The sequence below is a fragment of the Paenibacillus sp. FSL R10-2796 genome (assembly GCF_037965315.1).
GTDB classification, from domain to species: Bacteria; Bacillota; Bacilli; order Paenibacillales; family Paenibacillaceae; genus Paenibacillus_AQ; species Paenibacillus_AQ odorifer.
The window spans coordinates 6,818,397-6,837,448 of sequence record NZ_CP150178.1; the positions used below are offsets into that span (position 1 = coordinate 6,818,397).

12 protein-coding genes are annotated in these 19,052 nt (G+C 44.3%); all 12 read right to left on the minus strand.

Going from position 1 to position 19,052, the window contains the following annotated elements:
• Positions 1-42: 42 nt before the first annotated feature.
• On the minus strand, positions 43-897 hold the full coding sequence (locus tag NST58_RS30505) for a ComF family protein (protein ID WP_339245286.1): 855 nt from the start codon (positions 895-897) through the stop codon (positions 43-45).
• On the minus strand, positions 894-2,906 hold the full coding sequence (locus NST58_RS30510) for a helicase-related protein (RefSeq protein WP_076276912.1): 2,013 nt from the start codon (positions 2,904-2,906) through the stop codon (positions 894-896). Before NST58_RS30510 ends, NST58_RS30505 begins: the two co-directional genes overlap by 4 nt.
• Before the next feature lie 138 nt (positions 2,907-3,044).
• Positions 3,045-3,488, minus strand: a complete 444-nt coding sequence (locus NST58_RS30515; RefSeq protein ID WP_076123908.1) for a glycosyltransferase family A protein — start codon at positions 3,486-3,488, stop codon at positions 3,045-3,047.
• 135 nt (positions 3,489-3,623) lie between these two features.
• Positions 3,624-4,346, minus strand: coding sequence for a response regulator transcription factor (locus tag NST58_RS30520; protein ID WP_036681509.1), 723 nt, complete (start codon positions 4,344-4,346; stop codon positions 3,624-3,626).
• Between the two features lie 4 nt (positions 4,347-4,350).
• Entirely contained in the window at positions 4,351-5,511 is a 1,161-nt protein-coding gene (locus NST58_RS30525) for a sensor histidine kinase (protein ID WP_036681511.1), read from the minus strand.
• Positions 5,512-5,568: 57 nt separating this feature from the next.
• A complete protein-coding gene (locus NST58_RS30530; RefSeq protein WP_081387502.1) occupies positions 5,569-8,301 on the minus strand; it encodes a stalk domain-containing protein in 2,733 nt (910 codons plus the stop codon).
• A 215-nt stretch (positions 8,302-8,516) separates the two neighbouring features.
• Positions 8,517-12,551 carry an Ig-like domain-containing protein gene (locus NST58_RS30535; protein WP_339245291.1) on the minus strand — a complete coding sequence of 1,345 codons (4,035 nt, stop codon included), beginning with the start codon at positions 12,549-12,551 and terminating at the stop codon, positions 8,517-8,519.
• Between the two features lie 202 nt (positions 12,552-12,753).
• Positions 12,754-13,956, minus strand: a complete 1,203-nt coding sequence (metK, locus tag NST58_RS30540; protein WP_076276914.1) for a methionine adenosyltransferase — start codon at positions 13,954-13,956, stop codon at positions 12,754-12,756.
• A 340-nt stretch (positions 13,957-14,296) separates the two neighbouring features.
• Complete coding sequence (locus tag NST58_RS30545; RefSeq protein ID WP_036681516.1) at positions 14,297-14,566, minus strand: alpha/beta-type small acid-soluble spore protein; 270 nt, start codon at positions 14,564-14,566, stop codon at positions 14,297-14,299.
• Between the two features lie 153 nt (positions 14,567-14,719).
• Positions 14,720-15,259 carry a hypothetical protein gene (locus NST58_RS30550; RefSeq protein WP_076220031.1) on the minus strand — a complete coding sequence of 180 codons (540 nt, stop codon included), beginning with the start codon at positions 15,257-15,259 and terminating at the stop codon, positions 14,720-14,722.
• A gap of 88 nt (positions 15,260-15,347) precedes the next feature.
• Positions 15,348-18,095 (minus strand): S-layer homology domain-containing protein, encoded by a 2,748-nt coding sequence (locus tag NST58_RS30555; protein WP_076220030.1) that lies wholly within the window; start codon positions 18,093-18,095, stop codon positions 15,348-15,350.
• 502 nt (positions 18,096-18,597) lie between these two features.
• Positions 18,598-18,939, minus strand: coding sequence for a hypothetical protein (locus NST58_RS30560; RefSeq protein WP_036681520.1), 342 nt, complete (start codon positions 18,937-18,939; stop codon positions 18,598-18,600).
• Positions 18,940-19,052: the final 113 nt, after the last annotated feature.

Genomic DNA, 19,052 nt, shown 5'->3' on the forward strand with positions numbered 1-19,052 from the left:
GGAATGGATATAGCTATTCACAATCATGCATTTTTTCGTTTTTTAGGAACGCGCCCAGGTTAGGCTATAGATTTCTGCAGCATAATCATAGTTTGAAACCATTTGTTTTAGAATTTCAGCGCAAGCACGAATCGTGCTCCCCGTTGTGTAGATATCATCAACAATAATGATTCGGATAGGACGGCTTAGAGGTGAGTTTTCTTTCAGCCAATCCTTAAATGGTATGGAGACTGCCTGATTCGCTCCAAAAGCATGTTTCATATCCGCCAGTCGCTCTGCACGCCCTTTAAAGCTCTGCTTACCCGTGTGATGCGTACGAATCAGTAGCGGTAGCTGAGGAATCTTCCTATGACGAGATAGAACATCGGCCAATCTTTCGGCTTGATTGAAGCCCCGTTCTAGAAGCCTTGAATCACTGACAGGTACCGGAACTAATAAATCAGCTGACCAAAGGCTGTTTTTTATGTACCTTTTATGTTGAATAAGATGAAAAAAAGATGCTTTCTGAGATAAAAGAGCCCCCTGTTGCTTTTCCTCCTTTAGGGTTAAATATGCCCTATCCAGCATGAGTCCAAGCAGAGGGGCATATCGTTCATTCCCGCGATATTTATATTGACCGAGCCATTCTCTCATCTCATTAGTGTAGACTACCGCACTCCGGTTACATACAATGGGGGAGGGCTCAGCGCTGCGAGTGCAGTCTGGACAACCTACATGCCGCCCACATATCAAGCAACGTGGAGCGCGTATCCAAGGAATGGATTCCGCACAATTCTTACAGATACCCGGCAGCTGTGAGGACTGTGGGCTGTGCTTCCCGCAGGTTAGACATTGAGGCACGGAGGGGGTAAGGAGGAAAGACAGAGATTTTGGGAACCTTGTAAGCTTGGTATTCATATAGCCCCACCTTTACGAATATATCCTTGGCGGCGAGCAATGATATTCATAGTACGAATCTGAGCAATCGCTCCACGCTGGGATCGGCTCCACTGAGGGGAGGCAAATACAACATGGCCATCAGGATCATCTTTAGAACGACCAGCACGTCCTGCCATCTGTACCAAAGAGGCTTCGTCAAAAAGACCACTGTCTGCATCCAAAATAAATACGTCACTGCGTGGCACGGTAACTCCCCGTTCCAGGATCGTAGTAGTCACTAACAAAGAGATGATACGGTTGCGAAAAGCAGTCACCTTTTCTGCCCGAAATGAATCCTTGGACGAGGTGCCTTCAATAACCACGCCGGGAAAGCTACGACGAAGTAGTATCAGCAATCCTTCGATATGAGCTATTCGAGACACAAATAGAAAAATTTGTGCTTTTCGCTCCAATGACTTTTGAAGATTTTGTATAAGCGATCTTGGCAAACTCCCACGCTTTAAACAGGTTAGAACCGAGGGTATACTCAAATGCTGCGGGATAGGCAAGGGATGACCATGGAAGCGGACAGGCACTCTGGCATGTGGAAGTTTGCCTAACCGAACCAAACGCTGCATTTCTTGTGGCGGCGTAGCTGATAAATAAATGAAAGAGCCGTCCACTTTACAGGCTTGTTCAGCAGCATAGGCCAACATAGGATCATTGTGGTATGGAAACGCATCCAGCTCGTCGATGATTACGAGATCAAAACCTTGATGGAAGCGCAGGAGCTGATGGGTGGTTGCGAGCGTTAAGCGACCGCTCACCCAGCGATCTGTGCTGCCGCCATAAAGTACGGCGATGACCTCCGCCGGAAAAGCCCGGGCGAGCCGCGGCGCGAGCTCAAGTACGACGTCGCGGCGCGGCGTCGCTACCAGCGCCCGCCCTCCGGCGGCGAGCACAGCCTCTAGGAGCGGGAAGATCATCTCCGTCTTCCCCGCTCCCGTTACCGCCCAGAGCAGAAACCGCTCTGGGCATGAAGTGGCGGAGCGCTTGCGCGGCTCCGCCAGAAAACCCAGCGCAGCGCCAGCGGCTCCCGCCTGCGCTGGGCTCAGCCCCCACCGGCCTGCGGCCGCGGCGGGGTCAAGGGCGGCCGTGCACCGCACGGCCGGAAGTGCTGCGCTGCGCAGCAGCAGCGCACAAGCCCGGCTGCGCCCAAGCGCGAGGCAGGCCTCGCAATAGGCGCAGCCCATAAGCCCGCACGCAGCGCATGCCGTGCGACCGGTGGGCACGCTGCCGCAACGCAGGCAGCGCGAAACCGCGCGGCGAGCGACAGCGCCGCGCCGCAACATGTGCGGCAGCTTAGCCGCCGCACGCATCATAACGCCAGCACCCGCAGGGAGCTGGCGGGCCCGCGCCCCGTGCGTAGCCGGGGTCGCAATGCCTACGGCGGCTGTAAGCAACAGCCGCCCCTGCAGATACGCCAGTTGTGCCGCCTGGCGCCAGCAACCCCCTAGCTCTGGCAATTCTTCTGCCAGCAGCGCTTCTACTTCCGGCTCCAATAAAGAGCGCCCGGCCACAGCCCGCAATAATTGTTCTGAATCCGATTCTAGTAATCCAGATTCAAAATCCTCTTTTTCACACCAATCGTATCTTTCGTTCTTCTTATTGTCCTGTTCTATTCCGAAACTTGATTCATTAGGCTTCCATATGAATATTCCATCATTTAACCACTGTGCCTCCCACAGTCCCCCTGCCTCTTTCTCCTCTCTCAACTCAGCCTCAAGCATACTATTAATATATTGCCCCCACTCCTTAATCCCCCAGGTGCCCATTGCGCTTCTTTGTTTAAAGTTGTCCCGGAGCTTCACAGCCCAACCTAGCGGCAACGCAGAAGAAAGCAGAACCAAACTATTCGCCGCTAAGGAACTCCCAGCTTTCTTCTCCGGTCTAGCTACAGACCACCACCATCTATCCACGCTAAGATCTAATGAAATTTCAAACCTCCAGCTCCCCTTGCATTCCACAGCATATACAGCGACTTGCATAATAATCCCTCCTACCTCTCGCTTGTACTTAGCAACTCCATATTTGATCCCAAATTCACGAATCCGTCTCCCCAAACGCAAAAAGCACACTCCCCCAGTTCTTGGAGAGTGTGCTTCACCCGTTACTTACATATTTACTTAAGATCTGTTGCGCTTTGATTCGCATCCCCTACTTCCTGCCATCCCCATAAAAGGCAGCGATACAGACTGCCCTGACAGCCGCAAGTCTACTACAATTCCTTCATGCTGCAATTCTTCACTCATCTGAAGAGAGTACATAGATGTTGCAAGATCGATAGAGCAGCCGCTAGCGGCCATTTTGGAAACAATCCCAAGTGTTCCATCGCTCGAACCATCATCCATGAACGTTACTCGCAATCGTTTTCCGGTTAGAAGAGCTTGAAATGTCAGTGCCCGAATGTACCATTCCACAACAGATTCATGATTGCGGGTAATAAAAATATAATGAATCCATTTTCCGGACTGCGGTGTTTTACGCACCTTCTGCCGGTTATGCAACATATGAATCATCACTGCAGCGGATACATAAACAACCGCAATCCATATCAACTGGGCTACCATGGAGATGCACCTCCTCTGTATACCAACACTATATGCCGGCATTAAAAGGTCGGTGACTGCCTAGAACACCCATCAGGGAAGCAAGCTGTGTCTACTTAATTTCTTTCCTATATGTAACGTATTACTGTGAAGCTTCTACAAGGTTACCCAGCCATATTTAATCGAATTAATAACGGCTTGAGTCCGATCATCCACTTCCATTTTTTGCAATATACTGCTAACATGGTTTTTAACTGTTTTTTCACTAATGAATAAATATTCACCAATCATTTTGTTGCTCTTACCTTCAGCCATTAGACGCAGCACTTCTGCTTCACGACGGGTTAGAGGATTGTTGTCGCCAGCAATAAATTTAACACCAGCTTCCTTCACCACTGTATCTGTAGTTACACCAGTCTCGTTAAGGTAAGTCATACGCCGCAATTGATTGATAAGCTTTCCAGTAACCTTTGGATGGATAAAGGCATGTCCTTCACAGACCGAACGAATGGCATTAATAAGGGATTCGGCCTCCATATCCTTCAATAAATAACCATTGGCGCCCTTACGAAGGGTCTCAAATACATAACTCTCATCATCATGAATGGATAAAATAATTACCTTAACCTCCGGGAACATTTCCCGAAGTTTTTGAGTGGCTTCTACGCCGTTCTCAACAGGCATATTGATGTCCATCAATACGATGTCCGGTTTAGTCCCGTTACAAAACTCTAATACCTGAATACCGTCGCCGCACTCCCCTATGACCTCGATATCCTCCTCCATATTCAAAATGCGTTTCAGCCCTTCACGAAAAAGCTGATGATCATCCGCCAAAAGAACCTTAATGGGCGTTTTACTAGAGTTTAAGTTCTCCATCACACTACTCCTTCCCCTTCTCCACATTCGTCGGAATATGGATCACGATTGTTGTCCCCTGATTCTCGGCTGATACAATTTCCATTCTTCCTTCAAGCAGTTCTACACGTTCCCGCATACCTACTAGCCCGAAGCTTTCCCGATTACCTTGCTGATTTTTTAACTTTTGTACATTAAAGCCTAATCCGTTATCTTTAATCACAATCTTAATTAACTGCGCTTGGTATGTAATCTCCACCAATACGAAGCTTGGGTAGGCATGTTTTGCTGCATTAGACAATGCTTCCTGAACCAGACGATATACCGCCGCCTCCATCGCTGAGGATAGTCGGTGTTCCTGTCCCCGGGTTTCCAGAGTCGTCCGCAGTTTCGTCTTCTCTTCAAAATCATGCACATATTTCCGCAAAGTCGGAATCAAGCCCAAATCATCGAGAGCCATCGGTCGTAAATTAAAAATAACCTTACGCATTTCTTCCAGGCTGTTACGAACCTGCCCTTTTAAATCTACTACTTCGTCCTGCACCAGCCCAAATTCCTGCTTTACCAGCATTCTTTCTACAATTTCCGTCCTAAGGACTAGATTTGCCAGCATTTGAGCGGGACCATCATGAATTTCCCGGGCAATTCTCTTCCGTTCTTCTTCTTGAGCCAGGATAATTTTGAGTCCGATCATCTGTCTGTTCTTCGCAGATTCGACAATTCTCGTCACTTGGCCTAGTTCTCCCGACAAATATTCGAGCACTACGCTCATTTGCGAACCAATTGACTCTGCACGCTCTACAGAATTTTCGACACTGCGCACTCGCATTTGTAATTCATCACGTCTGCTTCGAAGATAGACCTCTCGCTCACGCGTCATCATGAGTTCGAGCTGAAGCTCCGTAGCCTTCTCATAAGCAATACGGATATCCTTCTCTGAGTAGCGGACAAAGTCCCGGCTGACCTCTGTCAGCCGGATTCTGGAGCGGTGATACTGTAGCTCCAGCTTGTCTACCTTTTTCAACGTTTCATCCGTTTCGTCCATGACCCGCTGCAGTTCCTTGTTGAGTGCAGCAAGTTCATCACGTGCAACCTGCAATATTTCAAAAATCTGATACTTGCTGCTCTCCATCACGTCGATGGTATTTTTAATAACGCGATCAATCGCATCGGCTTGAAATTCCACGGATGCTTGCCCCTTTTCTATCGGATCGTATTAAGGTTTTCCTTATATATTAACATATCACGATTCGATAGTTACGGTCTTCGTTTTCTGTTCCCATTTTACAGTTAATCCTAACTGTTCAGAAACCAGTCTCAGAGGTACTAAAGTCCTACCCTGTAAAATAATAGGTGCTACTTCAGCACTTTGTCGCTTACCATTTAACAGGTATTCCTTTTTATTTACCGTCAGATCCAGTGCCTTGGCTCCGCGCAACACCATGATCTTCTTATTCACCTGATCCCAGGTAGCATTCCCTCCAAAAGCATCCAGCACATAACGGATCGGCACATAAGTACTGCCGTCTTTCACAATTGGAGCTACATCAATAGCCTTCTTATTTCCATTTACAGTCATTGCTTTGGAGCCGATGCTCATCGAAGCTGTACCCTTTGGTAACCCTGCATCACTGGAAAGTGAAGGCATTGTGAAGGTGATATTATCAAAAGCAACGGTACCTGTCTTCGCCCGTTCATCTTGGCCTTCCTCTACGTTGACTACATAAAGTCTCTTCAGCGTAGCCGGGAATTTAATCCCTGATCCTGACAAGTCGATGTTTATGTTCTTCCAACCGTTCCAATCGATAATCTTCGCAAGATCTACATAGGCTGTAGCTCCACTATTGTCTACAAACTCAGCACGCAGCCAATTTAAGCTCATATCGCCCATCACATCAACTGACATCGAAGTTGCAAGCGCTGGAACGGCTTTTCCACTTGTGCCGTTAAGTTGAGCATAAGCGTACATTTTACCGCTGCCAGCCGTCATATCATAACTGAGTGACAGCACCTTGGAGCCTACTCTTTCAGCCGATCCGTCTACGATTGTTGCAGTCCCCTGTACCGCTGGCACATTGGTAGTAAAGTTGACTGGATAACTTACCTTCTCGAAATCTTCCCATGTTGTAGCTGCTGCTGTCGATAATACAACCGCTGTGCTAAATCCATCATAACGAGCAATAGCGTAACCTGTAGTAACCCCTGCATCCACAGAGTTTACAGTAAGCTTGCCATTTTGCACGACTCCCTTAAAGCCTACAAACTCCCACTTCAGCGCTGAATCTGGAACGCTTATGGTTGCTCCACTCTTCGTAGAGGCCTTTACAGGGACAGATACAGTTGTCCCAGCTGTCAGTGGCGCTGTAGCAGTGCCTACACTCATGCTGGATAGATCATCTCCACCCAAGACTGTAAGGGTTGTAGAAGCACTTGCTACGCCGCTTTTAGCCGTTAAGGTAACGGTGCCTGGCTTCACTGCCGTTACTTCTCCTGCACTTACAGTTGCGCTTCCTCCGCTTGATGTCCAAGTAGGATTGCCTGCTGCTACATCTATAGGGTTATAGTAAGTGTCATAACCTTTTAACGAATAAGTAGCCTTTTGTCCAACTAATAGCGAAGTGCTTCCGCTAATTTTAATTCCTTTTACTTCACCTTGTGGTGCGTTAGTATAAACACCAAGCGCGTTAACAATGCTGCGCTGCTCTGTGCCATACTCTGTATTAAAGGTTAGTGTGGCTGAGCTTTCACCAAGAGGCCGGTCTACCATCGTTGTAGAGCCGCCTCCGTCTAAGTTAAGCCCTTTCCAGACTCCAATATTGGTCATAAAAGATTGCAGCTCGGTCAATGACATTCCTGAGCTGTTGCCATTTTTTTCAGTAGCTATGATATATACATAACGTCCATCCTGAGAATATCCTAAAGCCGTACGTGCACGATAACCGCCAATACTGCTAGTCGAGCGAGAGAACGTTGCTGCTTTTCCGTTATTTACAAGAATCGTATGTCCACCAATCATTGTTTGCAGATTAGCAGGATCTAGCGATTGCTGTGTAGTCTTGGATTTCAGGGAGTACACACTTGTTACCGGTTGTCCTACAGTCAGATGGGCAGTAACATACCGTGCGGCTAAGCCATGGGCCCGCAAAATATAAGCTCCCTTTGGAACCGCTGTAGGAAGCGCAGCATTTTCAGATATTTGAGTAACTACGCCGTTTTCAACGAGCACCTCTGTCGGTGTGGTTGAGCTGTTTTTGGGACGATCGAGTGCGGTCCATACATCCGTATAGATATACATTGCATTAGCATGGCTATAAGTAGAGCTTCCACCTTCAGGACTATAAGCACCTTTATTGATACCGGATATCTCAAACTGTGCGCCGTCAGGTGCGGTTACCATTCCTTCAAAACTGAACTCATCAATAAGAGGCTTGCGATCCTTAGTCACTGCAAAGGCATACATGCCATCCAATTGCGAAGGGGTGGAAACCAAGACTCCACTGGATACTTGTCCACCAATCGGAGCGCCTTCCCCGCCTGTATTAAAATAATCTCCGTTTACTGCAGCCACGGCTCCAGTTTCCTTAGCCATCCCGCCAGTACTTTGACGTGTTGTCAGGTTTCCACCTTTACCTGTCATAACATCTAAAGATACATATGGATTGTTGAGGTCAACGCGAATAACATCCGCCAAGCCAGAAGCGCTCGCTCCTGAACGCGTAGCCGTATATTTGTATTTCATCATAATGGCGCCCGAAGTAATTACTTCTTCTCCCAGCTTGCTTACTTTAAAATTAGATGTGGCTGCGGCAGCAATTGGTGTGGAACTATGACCAAACATAGCTAAGCCTTCACTGCCAATTACCGGCATAATCCACAACACACCTGCTAATGAAGCGGCAACCCATTTTTTAGTAGATGATAATTTCATTCCCCGAACAATTTCTCTACTCTTCTTCTCCATGAAAACTTCATTCATTTCGACGTAACTCTCCCATCTCTTTTTTACTCTTCAAGTCCGTTATCAAAAGTTTGGAAACTGGTTCCTATTTTTCTAGTACTCTTTTAATAGACTGAAAATAAGCGAAAAAGTTGCGAAATTGAGAGATTTCAAGCTTTATAGAGTCACGTTACACAAACTATTAACATAAAAAAAAGCCCAGCAGAATGCCAGGCTTTACCAATCTATTAATTCTACAAATAATCTGTTTGCTTCAGCATCCGATGCAGCATCACAGCAGCTTGTGCACGAGTGGCATTACCCTGAGGTTGGAACTCACTTGTGGTCATTCCCAAAATAATCCCCGATTGCACAGCTTTAGCTACGAATTCTGCACTTTGATTCTGAATTTTGGACTTATCCTTAAAGCGAGCCAGTGTTGAGGCAGAAGTGCCGCTTAAAGTAATAGGATGTTTGGTGTATTCCATTGCCCGAATCATCATGATTGCCATTTGCTCACGAGTGATATTATCATTAGGCCGGAAGGAGCCATCCGTGTTCCCTGTAATAATACCAGCCTTAGCTGCTGCACCAATATAGTCTCCCGTTTGTGTGGAAGGTTGCACATCCCGGAAGCGCTGTGCGGTCTCACGATCGCCCAGCAAACCAAGTCCCCGGCTAAGCATTACTGCAAACTCTGCACGGGTAATCTTTTTTTCTGGACTAAATGTAGTCCCGTAGCTGCTATCAATGATAGTTTTTGCACTAAGCTCAGCTACAATCGAATTACTCCAATGCCTACTCATATCTGAGAAGGCCCGGGTTGATAAAAAGGTTCCTAACACCTGATTACCCTCTGTACGAGCACGAATAATTGTATAGCTACCAACCGTACTTACTTTTGTTGGCAGATAGGCTGCATCGTAATAGGAAAGATCCAGTCTAGCGGCAGATGTCTGCGCACTATTTAATGAAGAAGTTGTACGCACCGTGTATTCTCCAGGTACAGATAATGCCTTAGCATTAGAATAATTACTGCTAACTATCGCAGTCACCCGGACATCCATAAGACTTGTAACGCTCTGCATCCCCATAGTTTTTAGCTTTTGTTCAAATGGGGAGAACGTACCTGCCGGAACCTTTTCTAATCGGAACACCAACGAGATATTTTTACTGTCTGCAATCAAGCTACTCGCTAATCCGTTCATATCGATATCGTCTAATCCAACGCTATATAAGTGATCGCCATAACGAATCATAAATTTAGTGGCTTTACTACGGTTAACAGCATCAAGCATAGGCTTTAAAGGAACAGTCACATAGGCCGATTGTTCTGTAGCAGGCACCTCAAAAGCTAATGTATCACTACTCGCCTTATACAGATATTCATAACTGGCCGCCAGGCGATCTGCGTTTAAGGTATATCTTTTTACAGATTGATTGTATAACGAACGGTCATCCACGATTTGTGAAGAGTCACTCTTCAGCAACGCGTATTCTTTTCCAAACTCACTTGTTGCAAGCGTCCCTAGATAGGATGGACGATTTCCCGTTCCGGTGCTCACGCCGGTTAGGTTCTTAACAGAGAGAGAAGAGAATGAGGACAGTATATTACCGTTCAAATCCTTGATCGTACCTGAACCTGACATATAGGACAAATCGATAGTTTGCCCAGTCTTTACTAGTGAAGAGGTTGTTATTTTTAAAATATCCCCTGACAAAGAGTAATTTTGTACGCCCATACTGCTTCCATCTGCTCTAACTCCGAACTGATTAGCATAGAGGGAACCGGATGCCTGCATGTTTTTACTGAATGTAACCGTAAGCTCGTCGCCATTGATGGTAGCAGAACTAATTTCAGGAATGCTAGTACCGCTATTTTCCGAGATGGACACAGGCTGCAGGTTAATATAAGCTGCACGGTTTCCATTTAAATCGCTTATTCCGGTAGTTCCCGGAACATAGGAGACAGTAACATTCTGATTCACCGTCAAAGCACTCTGGAGCGTCAGCGTAACCTGTGAGCCACTGACCGATACATTCGTAACATAGTTAGGAGTGCTGCCAACAAGTACAGAGAACTGACTGTTCATCGGGAGGTTAGTTGTTGACAAGCCTTCATTGTAATTCAGAAGGATTTTATTTCCACCGCCGGTTGCACTTTGGAACACGGGTGGAATTGTATCGTTGCTGTTGCGAATATAGAAATCTGTGAAATCCGCAATATTTTGTCCAAAAGAATTCTGCAAAGGATAAGAGCCTGCATAATAGGAGACACGAACGGCCTGGCCGTTATATGCGTCGCTGTTTAACCCTAAATATACTGTGTTCCCGCTGGAGCTTATGGAGTTAACCCCTAGGGATCCCCCATCTGAAGTCACTAGAAACTGACTATGTGCGTAAGTGGAAACAGCCTTTAAGGTGTCATTGAAATTCAATGCTACGGTTCTACCTGTGATCCGCCCATCCTTTGGTGTAGGCATGGAGGACTCGATAGTGTTAGTGACCTGCTTTGAGCTAAAAGTGCTGGCTGCATTTCCACTTGGATCTTGAATAGTCCGCAGACCACCTGTATAGCTAACCTTCACGATTTGTCCAACCGCTACCCCTGTACTGAGCACCACATAGGCGCTGTCTCCCTGGATATAAACACTTTCAATTGTACGACTCTCATCATTCACCGTAGCACTAAAACTGGAGCTCAACAATGCAATGGAAGAGTTAAGCGTCTCATTGTATTTTAAACGAATGGTCCGATTGTTCTCGAGCGATGCAGATGTGAGCTGTGGAGCTGTCTTGTCCTGAGACAAGGTCCGGAAGCTCCATGAATTTTTGCCATTTAGTCCATCATAGATAACATTAGCATCAATAGCGTCTACAAAAGCCCCTTTAGCGATATCAATATAATAGGTTGAGTCGCTATCTAAAGCTGTTTTAGGCGTAATTACATATTCGTTTACTGCAGTTGTACTCCGGTTAACAGTAACTGGAACCTGTGCTCCACCATTTTTATAAAGCGCTACACCATTTGCCACAGCACTGTTATAATTCACATCACGATTGAATGTGATAGATAATGATCGGTTGTTAGCTATGGATTCGCTCCGGTCAGCTGGATTTAGCGCGCTTACGTTAAGTCCTGTCAAAGAAGCCGTTGTAAATGTCCAGGTATACACACCCGAAGCTGGAAATACATTCCCATCTTGATCGTAAAAAGCTCCCTGCGGAATCGTCACCGTATATTGCGTACTGTTTAGCAGGGGTGACGCTGTTGATGCCGGAATCAAGGTAATAGTCCTGCTGCTTCCTCCTGTAACGGCTGGGGAGTTTACATTAAGCCATCTCGTTCTAGCATCGTTAGCGGCCCCTGGAGATACTGTAATTACTCCGCCTGCAGGCATCATAGGACGATCAAAAGTAAGTTGCAGTCCTCCAGTGGTAGATACCCCACCTGCTCCATTTACTGGTGCGGGAGTCACTGGAATCTCAGCCACACCCTTAGTAGAAAAGCTCCATACATTACCGCTAGAAATGCCAGAATAAGTTCGATTATCAACATCCTTAAAAGCGTAGGAATCAATAAGAATATAATAATTAGCTCCGGTAGCCAATGCTTTATCCAATGTTAATTTAACTGTAGTAGAGTTAGCATCAGTCTGAACGTTTACTCTAGATTCGTCATCCTTTATTTTGAACTCCTGCACGGTTGCGTTATCTGCAGACGACAAAATTCGGATGGAACCTCCACCTTTTTTCAGGTTTTTATTTAAGGTTAGACTTAGCTCTTTAAGGGCTCCAGCATCCACTCTTGTATTATTAGCAGGTGTAAAGTTGCCTGCCGTAATCGCTGCATTACTCTCAGGTGCGGTGGTAAATGCCCATGAAGTATCTCCTGACTCATTACCATCATTATCCTTGAACAACCCCTTAGGGATTGTCACTGTATAGGTCTTGTTTGAAGTAAACTGTTGATTTAGCTTAAGCTCGTAATCTTTTGAACTACCAATTAGACCGTAACTACCAATAGGAATCGTTAAAAAAGGTGAACTATCACCCTGACCCGTGATGGTAATTTCACCAGACTGTGGGTTTACTTGACGATCAAAGCTCAGTCTAAGAGATGATCCGATACTTACATAACTTGCTCCAGGCGCTGGTGAGACTGTTATACCAAACTCTGATGCAGCATACACTGCTGAATTCCCTACTCCAATAGCAGGATATCCCGAACCAAGTACTAACTCTCCCGCTAGAATAAGTGCCGTCCATATTGAAATTTTTCTTTTCATTCCGTGATAGACTCCTCTCAAGCCATACTAACGTCTTTATGTATATTCTTATATTTCGGCTAAAAGGCTGGCAAAGTTTAGTAGTCTACTTCCCTATGGCTAGATTCGCTAGCCTTGCTCGTGTTCGCACGCAAAAATAGCCCGCAGAGCTGACAGTAGGTGCCAACTTGCGGGCTAACATATTATAAGACCGTATGATGAATTACAATCCAGCTTGATCTCTTAGCAATTCTGCCTTATCTACGCGTTCCCATGGAAGATCAACATCAGTACGTCCGAAATGACCGTAAGCTGCAGTTTGTCTATAAATCGGTTTACGCAAATCAAGCATAGAAATGATGCCCGCAGGGCGAAGATCAAAGTTGTCGCTGATCAGTTGAACCATTTTCTCTTCACTGATTTTACCTGTTCCGTATGTATCCACATTAATCGAGACAGGAGTAGCTACACCAATTGCATAGGCGAGTTGGATCTCACATTTGTCGGCTAAACCAGCAGCTACAAGATTCTTAGCTACATAACGAGCCGCGTAAGCTGCTGAACGGTCCACTTTAGTTGGATCCTTACCCGAGAATGCTCCGCCACCATGACGGGCATATCCGCCGTATGTATCGACGATAATCTTCCGACCAGTCAGACCTGCATCCCCCTGAGGACCTCCAATAACAAAACGTCCGGTTGGGTTAATAAAGTATTTGGTTTCTGCATCAAGCAGTTCCGCAGGAACAACAGGCAGAATAACATGTTCTTTAATATCCGCCTGAATTTGTTCAAGAGAAATTTCCTCAGCATGTTGTGTAGATACTACGATAGCGTCTACGCGTACAGGTTTTTCATCTTGATACTCAATTGTAACTTGTGTTTTGCCGTCTGGACGAAGATAGTCCAAGGTTCCGTTCTTACGAACTTCAGATAAACGACGTGCAATACGATGTGATAAAGCAATCGGTAGCGGCATCAGTTCAGGTGTCTCGTTCGTAGCAAAACCAAACATGAGCCCTTGATCGCCCGCACCAATATTAGCTGTTTCTTCAGCCACTTGAGCAGGATCACGGTGCTCAAGAGCAGAGTTAACGCCTTGAGCAATATCAGCGGATTGCTCGTTAAGAGAACTCAACACAGCACAAGTATTATAGTCGAATCCATATTTTGCACGTGTGTAACCAATCTCTTTAATGGTATTGCGTACGATGGCAGGAATATCAACATACTCTGATTTGGTACTGATTTCCCCGATCACCAATACAAGACCTGTTGCTACTGCTACTTCGCAGGCTACACGTGCATTTGGATCATTAACTAAAAATGCATCCAATACCGCATCGGAAATCTGGTCACAGATTTTATCCGGATGCCCTTCCGTAACGGACTCAGAAGTAAACAAATGACGCCCTTTAATAGACAAGTATAACAACCTCCCATATGGTTAGTCTGACACTGTATAAGGGATTCCTTAATGATCACAGGCCAAATAATAAAACTACATAATATAAATAAATTCAGGTTTGCCTGATTTCTTTTTATGAAGGATTTTCGCAAAATTTGATGTCTATATTCACTAAACTCTTCAAAAAATGAACCTTTTCCATATGGAAAAGGTTTAAGGCTTTCCTCAAAGGTCATATTATCTTATTTAGGGGGTGGTGTCAATTAAACACAAGCCCCCCCGTGACAGTATGAATATTGATTTTACGCTATAAAAAGCAATATCAGTTAAGGAAATAAGGGCATTCTACCCCCTGATATTATTGAAAAAGAGACTGTTCAGCTTGCTTAATGAGTCTCTTCGTAATTTCTCCTCCAACAGACCCATTATCCCTTGAACTCAGATGTCCAAGGTACTGACTACGGCCAGAACCACTGCCTCCGACTGCGCCTAACTCAGAAGCAAATTCCGTGTCTGCCCCGCCTCCATAATGAGCCCCATATAAACCAAATTCAGCTGCAATTTCATATTGCATTTGTTTCAGCATTGTCCGACTTTCAGGTACGACTGTACGATTATTACGTGCCATGTTACAGCACCTCCTGTGAATTTGTAAGATTACAGGAATATTGTGCGTCCATCACTTAATCTTCAATCGCGCCAATGATTTGTAACTTTGGAAAACAGTTTAAAGGTATGATTAAGTCCGTTTACGGGCATTATGAATATATATCATTACAGATTATTTCAAGGTATATCCACCACGAACCATCACAACAAGACCTAGCTTTTGACCCTCTTGAACAGCTATTCCACGACCATCACGAGGGAAGGACAATAAGTGGTTAGATGGTGCAGCTAGTCCATTTGTAAGATCTTTACCATCTGTTAAATCGGCCACTCCATTCGCATCCTGTGATACGATGACTGCTTTACCCGCGCGAACTATAAATTCAGCACCTGCCGAAGCAATTAAAGTTTGGCCAGGCTTCACATCGACAATTACAGATTCATCACTGCTATTTTGGCCAGGTGTAGCTACGGGTGCTGTGGTTGCACTAGGCGCAGGTGTAGCAGTCGCGATCGGAGTCGTTACTGTGCCACCCGAAAGTGCTTTCTGAATTTGCTGATCTACGTAGCTTTTCGTAACTACAGGATCATCCGATGTACCGGGTTGAGAACCAACACCTGCACCTTCAGCGGTAATGTTTAACAAAGAACCAGCCCATACACCACCAGCTAGTAATACAGCAGCGGTTGTTACTTTCCATACCGATTTCAAAGAAGTTCCTCCTCATTATTGGGGATAAAAACCTATAAAAAAAAGAATAGCCTCCGAAGAGGCTATTCTGTGCTTCAGTAATCGGAGATTACTTAGCGTACTGTACTGTACCAGTTGTGATGTCGTTGGAAGCTTCATCAGTAATCTTACTGGAATCAAGTACTTTAACTTCAATAGTATTGATGTTATTAGCATTCAAGTTAGGGTATTGAGTAAATGAAGCATAGTATTTACCAGCGTCACTTCCTGCACCTTTAGTAATTGTAATGCCAGATGTTACAGGGCTAGAGTTGATAATGAAACTGAAGTCAGATCCATCAACTTTAACGTTCTTAACATTTTCAGAGAAGCTCAATACCAAGATTGAGTTATCGCCTGAAGATACAGCAGCACCAGTAAATGTAGGAGCTACTCTGTCAGTCAGAACAAGATCCTTATCTTTAGCATAGCTACCGTTACCAGCAGCATCAGTAATACCAACTGCTACAAAGTTATAGGTATCATTTTTGCTAATTGCAGATTTAGGAATTGTAATTTCAACTGTTGCAGTAAGCGGCTTAGTAAGATCAGAACCAGTGGAATTAGTAATTACTGTGGTTGAACCAGCTGGAAGTGCTTTACCAGCCAAAGTATAGCTGTTCAAGTCACGCAATGATGATACATTCAAGCCTTTATCGTCAGATGCATTCACAACCACTTTAATATCAGCACCGTTTTTAACGCTGTCTGTATAAGTGATTTCACCAACTGTTGGTCTAGTAGTATCAGTTGAGGAAGCTGCTGCTGCAGTCACTGTAACAGAACTTGCTGCAAGAGTGTTTCCAGCAAGAGAAATATCTTTAACCAATTTTGCTGGCAGACGCAAAGTGTACGGACCACTTAGAGCAACATTTGGATAAGTTACAGTAGCACCGTCAATTTTAGCACCGCTAAAGTTAGCACCATCTTCAAATTTAACCAACTTACCAGTAGTATCGTTGACCAAAGTTGGAGTTTCAGTAGTACCGAAAGTACTATCGATATTTTCGGAGAATGTTACTACCAATCCTTTACCACTTGTGAACACAGCACTTACAACTGTAGGAGCTGTAGCGTCCTTAGTAAGAGTTACTGGTTGAGTAACAACAGCACCCAAAGTGTTACCTAGAGTATCTTTAATTGTTGCGCCAAACGAAAGTGTACCAGTGAAAGTACCGGATTCTGGAAGTTTAAATCCAGCTGGAACTTGCAGTCTGATAGTATCACTATTTTGTTTAGTTTCTACGCTCAATGTACCTTTGCTTTCGCCATAAGCATCAAGCAATTTCACATTAGCAATAAAGGACTCATAATTCACTTTTTTATTGAATTTAACATCAAGGTACTTATCACTTACTGGTGTGATGCTTGCAATTGTTGGAGCTGCAGTATCAGAAGTTACAGTTACAGTAGTTTTAATCGGGTTAGGATTAGCTACATTACCTGCAAAGTCAGTTAGATTCAACAAGGAAACATCATAAGTTTTTCCACTGTCAAGAGTTCCAGTAGTCAAAGTAATAGTGTCATAAGTATCGTTAGATACTGTTGCAGTGGAAGCTACACCGTTAACATAAGCAATGATTCCAGCTCTCTTAACAGGTTCGCTTACTTGAATAGTAACCGTATTAGTTGTTGTTTTAGCTACAGCTGTTGCACTCACTACAGTAGGAGCAACAGTATCAGCAACAGTTATAAGGTTAGTATAAGTAGCGAAAGATGTTCCGCTTGCTGTTTTAACAGCGTCTGTAACAACCACAGTATATTGGCCCTTCAAATAATCTGTGTTAGGGAAAGTAATTGTTGCTTCGTTAGTAGTTGTGTTCAAGGAAACGTAAGATCCGTCAACAGCAACTGCTGGTGCACCGTTCACTGGAACTACTTGCACAACGCCTGATTTGATTTTGTCACTGGAAATCAGTGAAGAAGCATCAATGGCACGGTTGAATTTCAGTACCAATTGTTTAGCATTTGGAGCTGTTGCAGCAAGTACTTTTGGAGCTGCCAAAGTTACTTTAGTTGTGTAATCACGATCATTGTGTTTGAAGGTAATTGGAGTTTCAACACCTTCTACTAGTGCAGTAGTCAAAGTTACAGTAGTAGTAGTTTTGTCAGAGAAAGTCACAACTACGCTAGTTGGGCTTACTGCTTCAGCAGAAGCTACAGTCAATTGTGGTACTGTAAGCTTTTGGTCAACAGCATAAGCTGTTTCAACTACCAAAGAACGGCTAGCGTTAGCTTTGAAGTTAGTGTCTTTAGCAACCAAACCTGCGTCGATTACTGCTTGAGCGTAACCTTTAGCCCATGCGGATGCAGAGTTGTCAGTTGTAGTTGGTTGTTCCAGTTTCAAAGCACGGAACAATACAGCCGATACTTCTTCAACAGTCACTTTACCGTTGTAATCAAAGATACCTTTAACAGTATCTTTACCTTGCATCAAGTTAGCTGCAGTAACAGCTTCGATGTAAGGAACTGCCCAGTTAGAAGCATTGTAACCTTTGTCTTTGTAAGACAATTTGTTAGTTACTTCTGTAAGATCAAACAATTTAGTAACGATCTTCGCGAATTCAGCGCGAGTAAGATCTTTTTCAAGGTGAGCTTGACCATCTGGGTATCCGTTAAGAATACCTTTCGCTGCCAAAGCATCAAATTTTTGTTGCGGAGTTGTTGCTGCGTCACCAAACGCTACAGAGGCAAACATCGAGAATGCCATTGCTGTAGATAATGCTACGGATAAAATTTTCTTCATAACCTTTTTTTCTCCTCCTTGGACGTTCATAAACTGAGATTTTTCTTTAGTTGAGTAGCTCATATCACTCATTAGCCGATGCACCCCCTTTCCAGAGTTGAGCAAATTAAGTATAAATAATGTCTGTGACGGGTATCACAGAAACTGGTAAACGATTTTAGGACATGACAATACTAGATTCCTAATTATACCTAAGTATTATACAATGTGCCTCAAGTCACGTAAAGCTAATTTTTCCATTTGTTCAAATTGGCTTTACCAGCGGTTAATTTCAGCCCCTGTGTAAATGACTCTACACCTTAAACGCAGAAGATTTGAAAAAGTTGCGGTTTCTCAAAAAAAAAATCTTCTTTTTATATTTTCCGGTGAGATCCCATTAGAAGATACATATGTATGTTCTACTAACTATTGCTAATCATGGGCGCCTACGGAAAATAGTATATCATAGTCGCTTTCTAAACGTCATTATGCAATATTTACTAAGAATCATTAACACTAGTGCTAATAATTTAAACATTCCTACAAATAAAACAAAAAAGCGCCGGTATCGGCGCTTGCTTCTATTACGTTGTTTCTAACGAATCTTCATAGATAACTGGATCAATTCCTGACGTTTCTCAGGACTCGAGTTCACATTGTCATACATTGCATCAATAGCTGCGCGGTTCTCGCGATAGCTCTTTTCATGCTTGATTGTAGTATGAGACCATTCGATCAGAGCGTTCTCAGTAACAACAAGCTCGTTGTACGAATCATGGAATCCTGTTGCTTGCACAAGCTCTTCCATGACCTCCTGAGTAATTTCCTGTAATGCGCGCTTAGCTGCAATTTCCTTTTCCAACACTTTTGCTCTATTCTCAAACATATTCTTGGCTTTCATGTAATCCAGCTGTGCTTTTGATAAAATCGGTTTCATCGATGGCTTTCACCTTTCAGAAAATAATATTTTCTACATTATTGTATCGTAAATCGGTGCAGATTACAAAATTTATGTCGCTGGTAAGTTTACGCTTTTTCCTCCACCGCCTT

Bases quoted from the DNA above. Each gene is read 5' to 3' on its own strand.
- NST58_RS30510 (WP_076276912.1), bottom strand. From the start codon at position 2,906: ATGCAAGTCGCTGTATATGCTGTGGAATGCAAGGGGAGCTGGAGGTTT.
- NST58_RS30530 (WP_081387502.1), bottom strand. From the start codon at position 8,301: ATGAATGAAGTTTTCATGGAGAAGAAGAGTAGAGAAATTGTTCGGGGA.
- NST58_RS30515 (WP_076123908.1), bottom strand. From the start codon at position 3,488: ATGGTAGCCCAGTTGATATGGATTGCGGTTGTTTATGTATCCGCTGCA.
- NST58_RS30520 (WP_036681509.1), bottom strand. From the start codon at position 4,346: ATGGAGAACTTAAACTCTAGTAAAACGCCCATTAAGGTTCTTTTGGCG.
- NST58_RS30505 (WP_339245286.1), bottom strand. From the start codon at position 897: ATGAATACCAAGCTTACAAGGTTCCCAAAATCTCTGTCTTTCCTCCTT.
- NST58_RS30545 (WP_036681516.1), bottom strand. From the start codon at position 14,566: ATGGCACGTAATAATCGTACAGTCGTACCTGAAAGTCGGACAATGCTG.
- NST58_RS30555 (WP_076220030.1), bottom strand. From the start codon at position 18,095: ATGAGTGATATGAGCTACTCAACTAAAGAAAAATCTCAGTTTATGAAC.
- NST58_RS30535 (WP_339245291.1), bottom strand. From the start codon at position 12,551: ATGAAAAGAAAAATTTCAATATGGACGGCACTTATTCTAGCGGGAGAG.
- NST58_RS30560 (WP_036681520.1), bottom strand. From the start codon at position 18,939: ATGAAACCGATTTTATCAAAAGCACAGCTGGATTACATGAAAGCCAAG.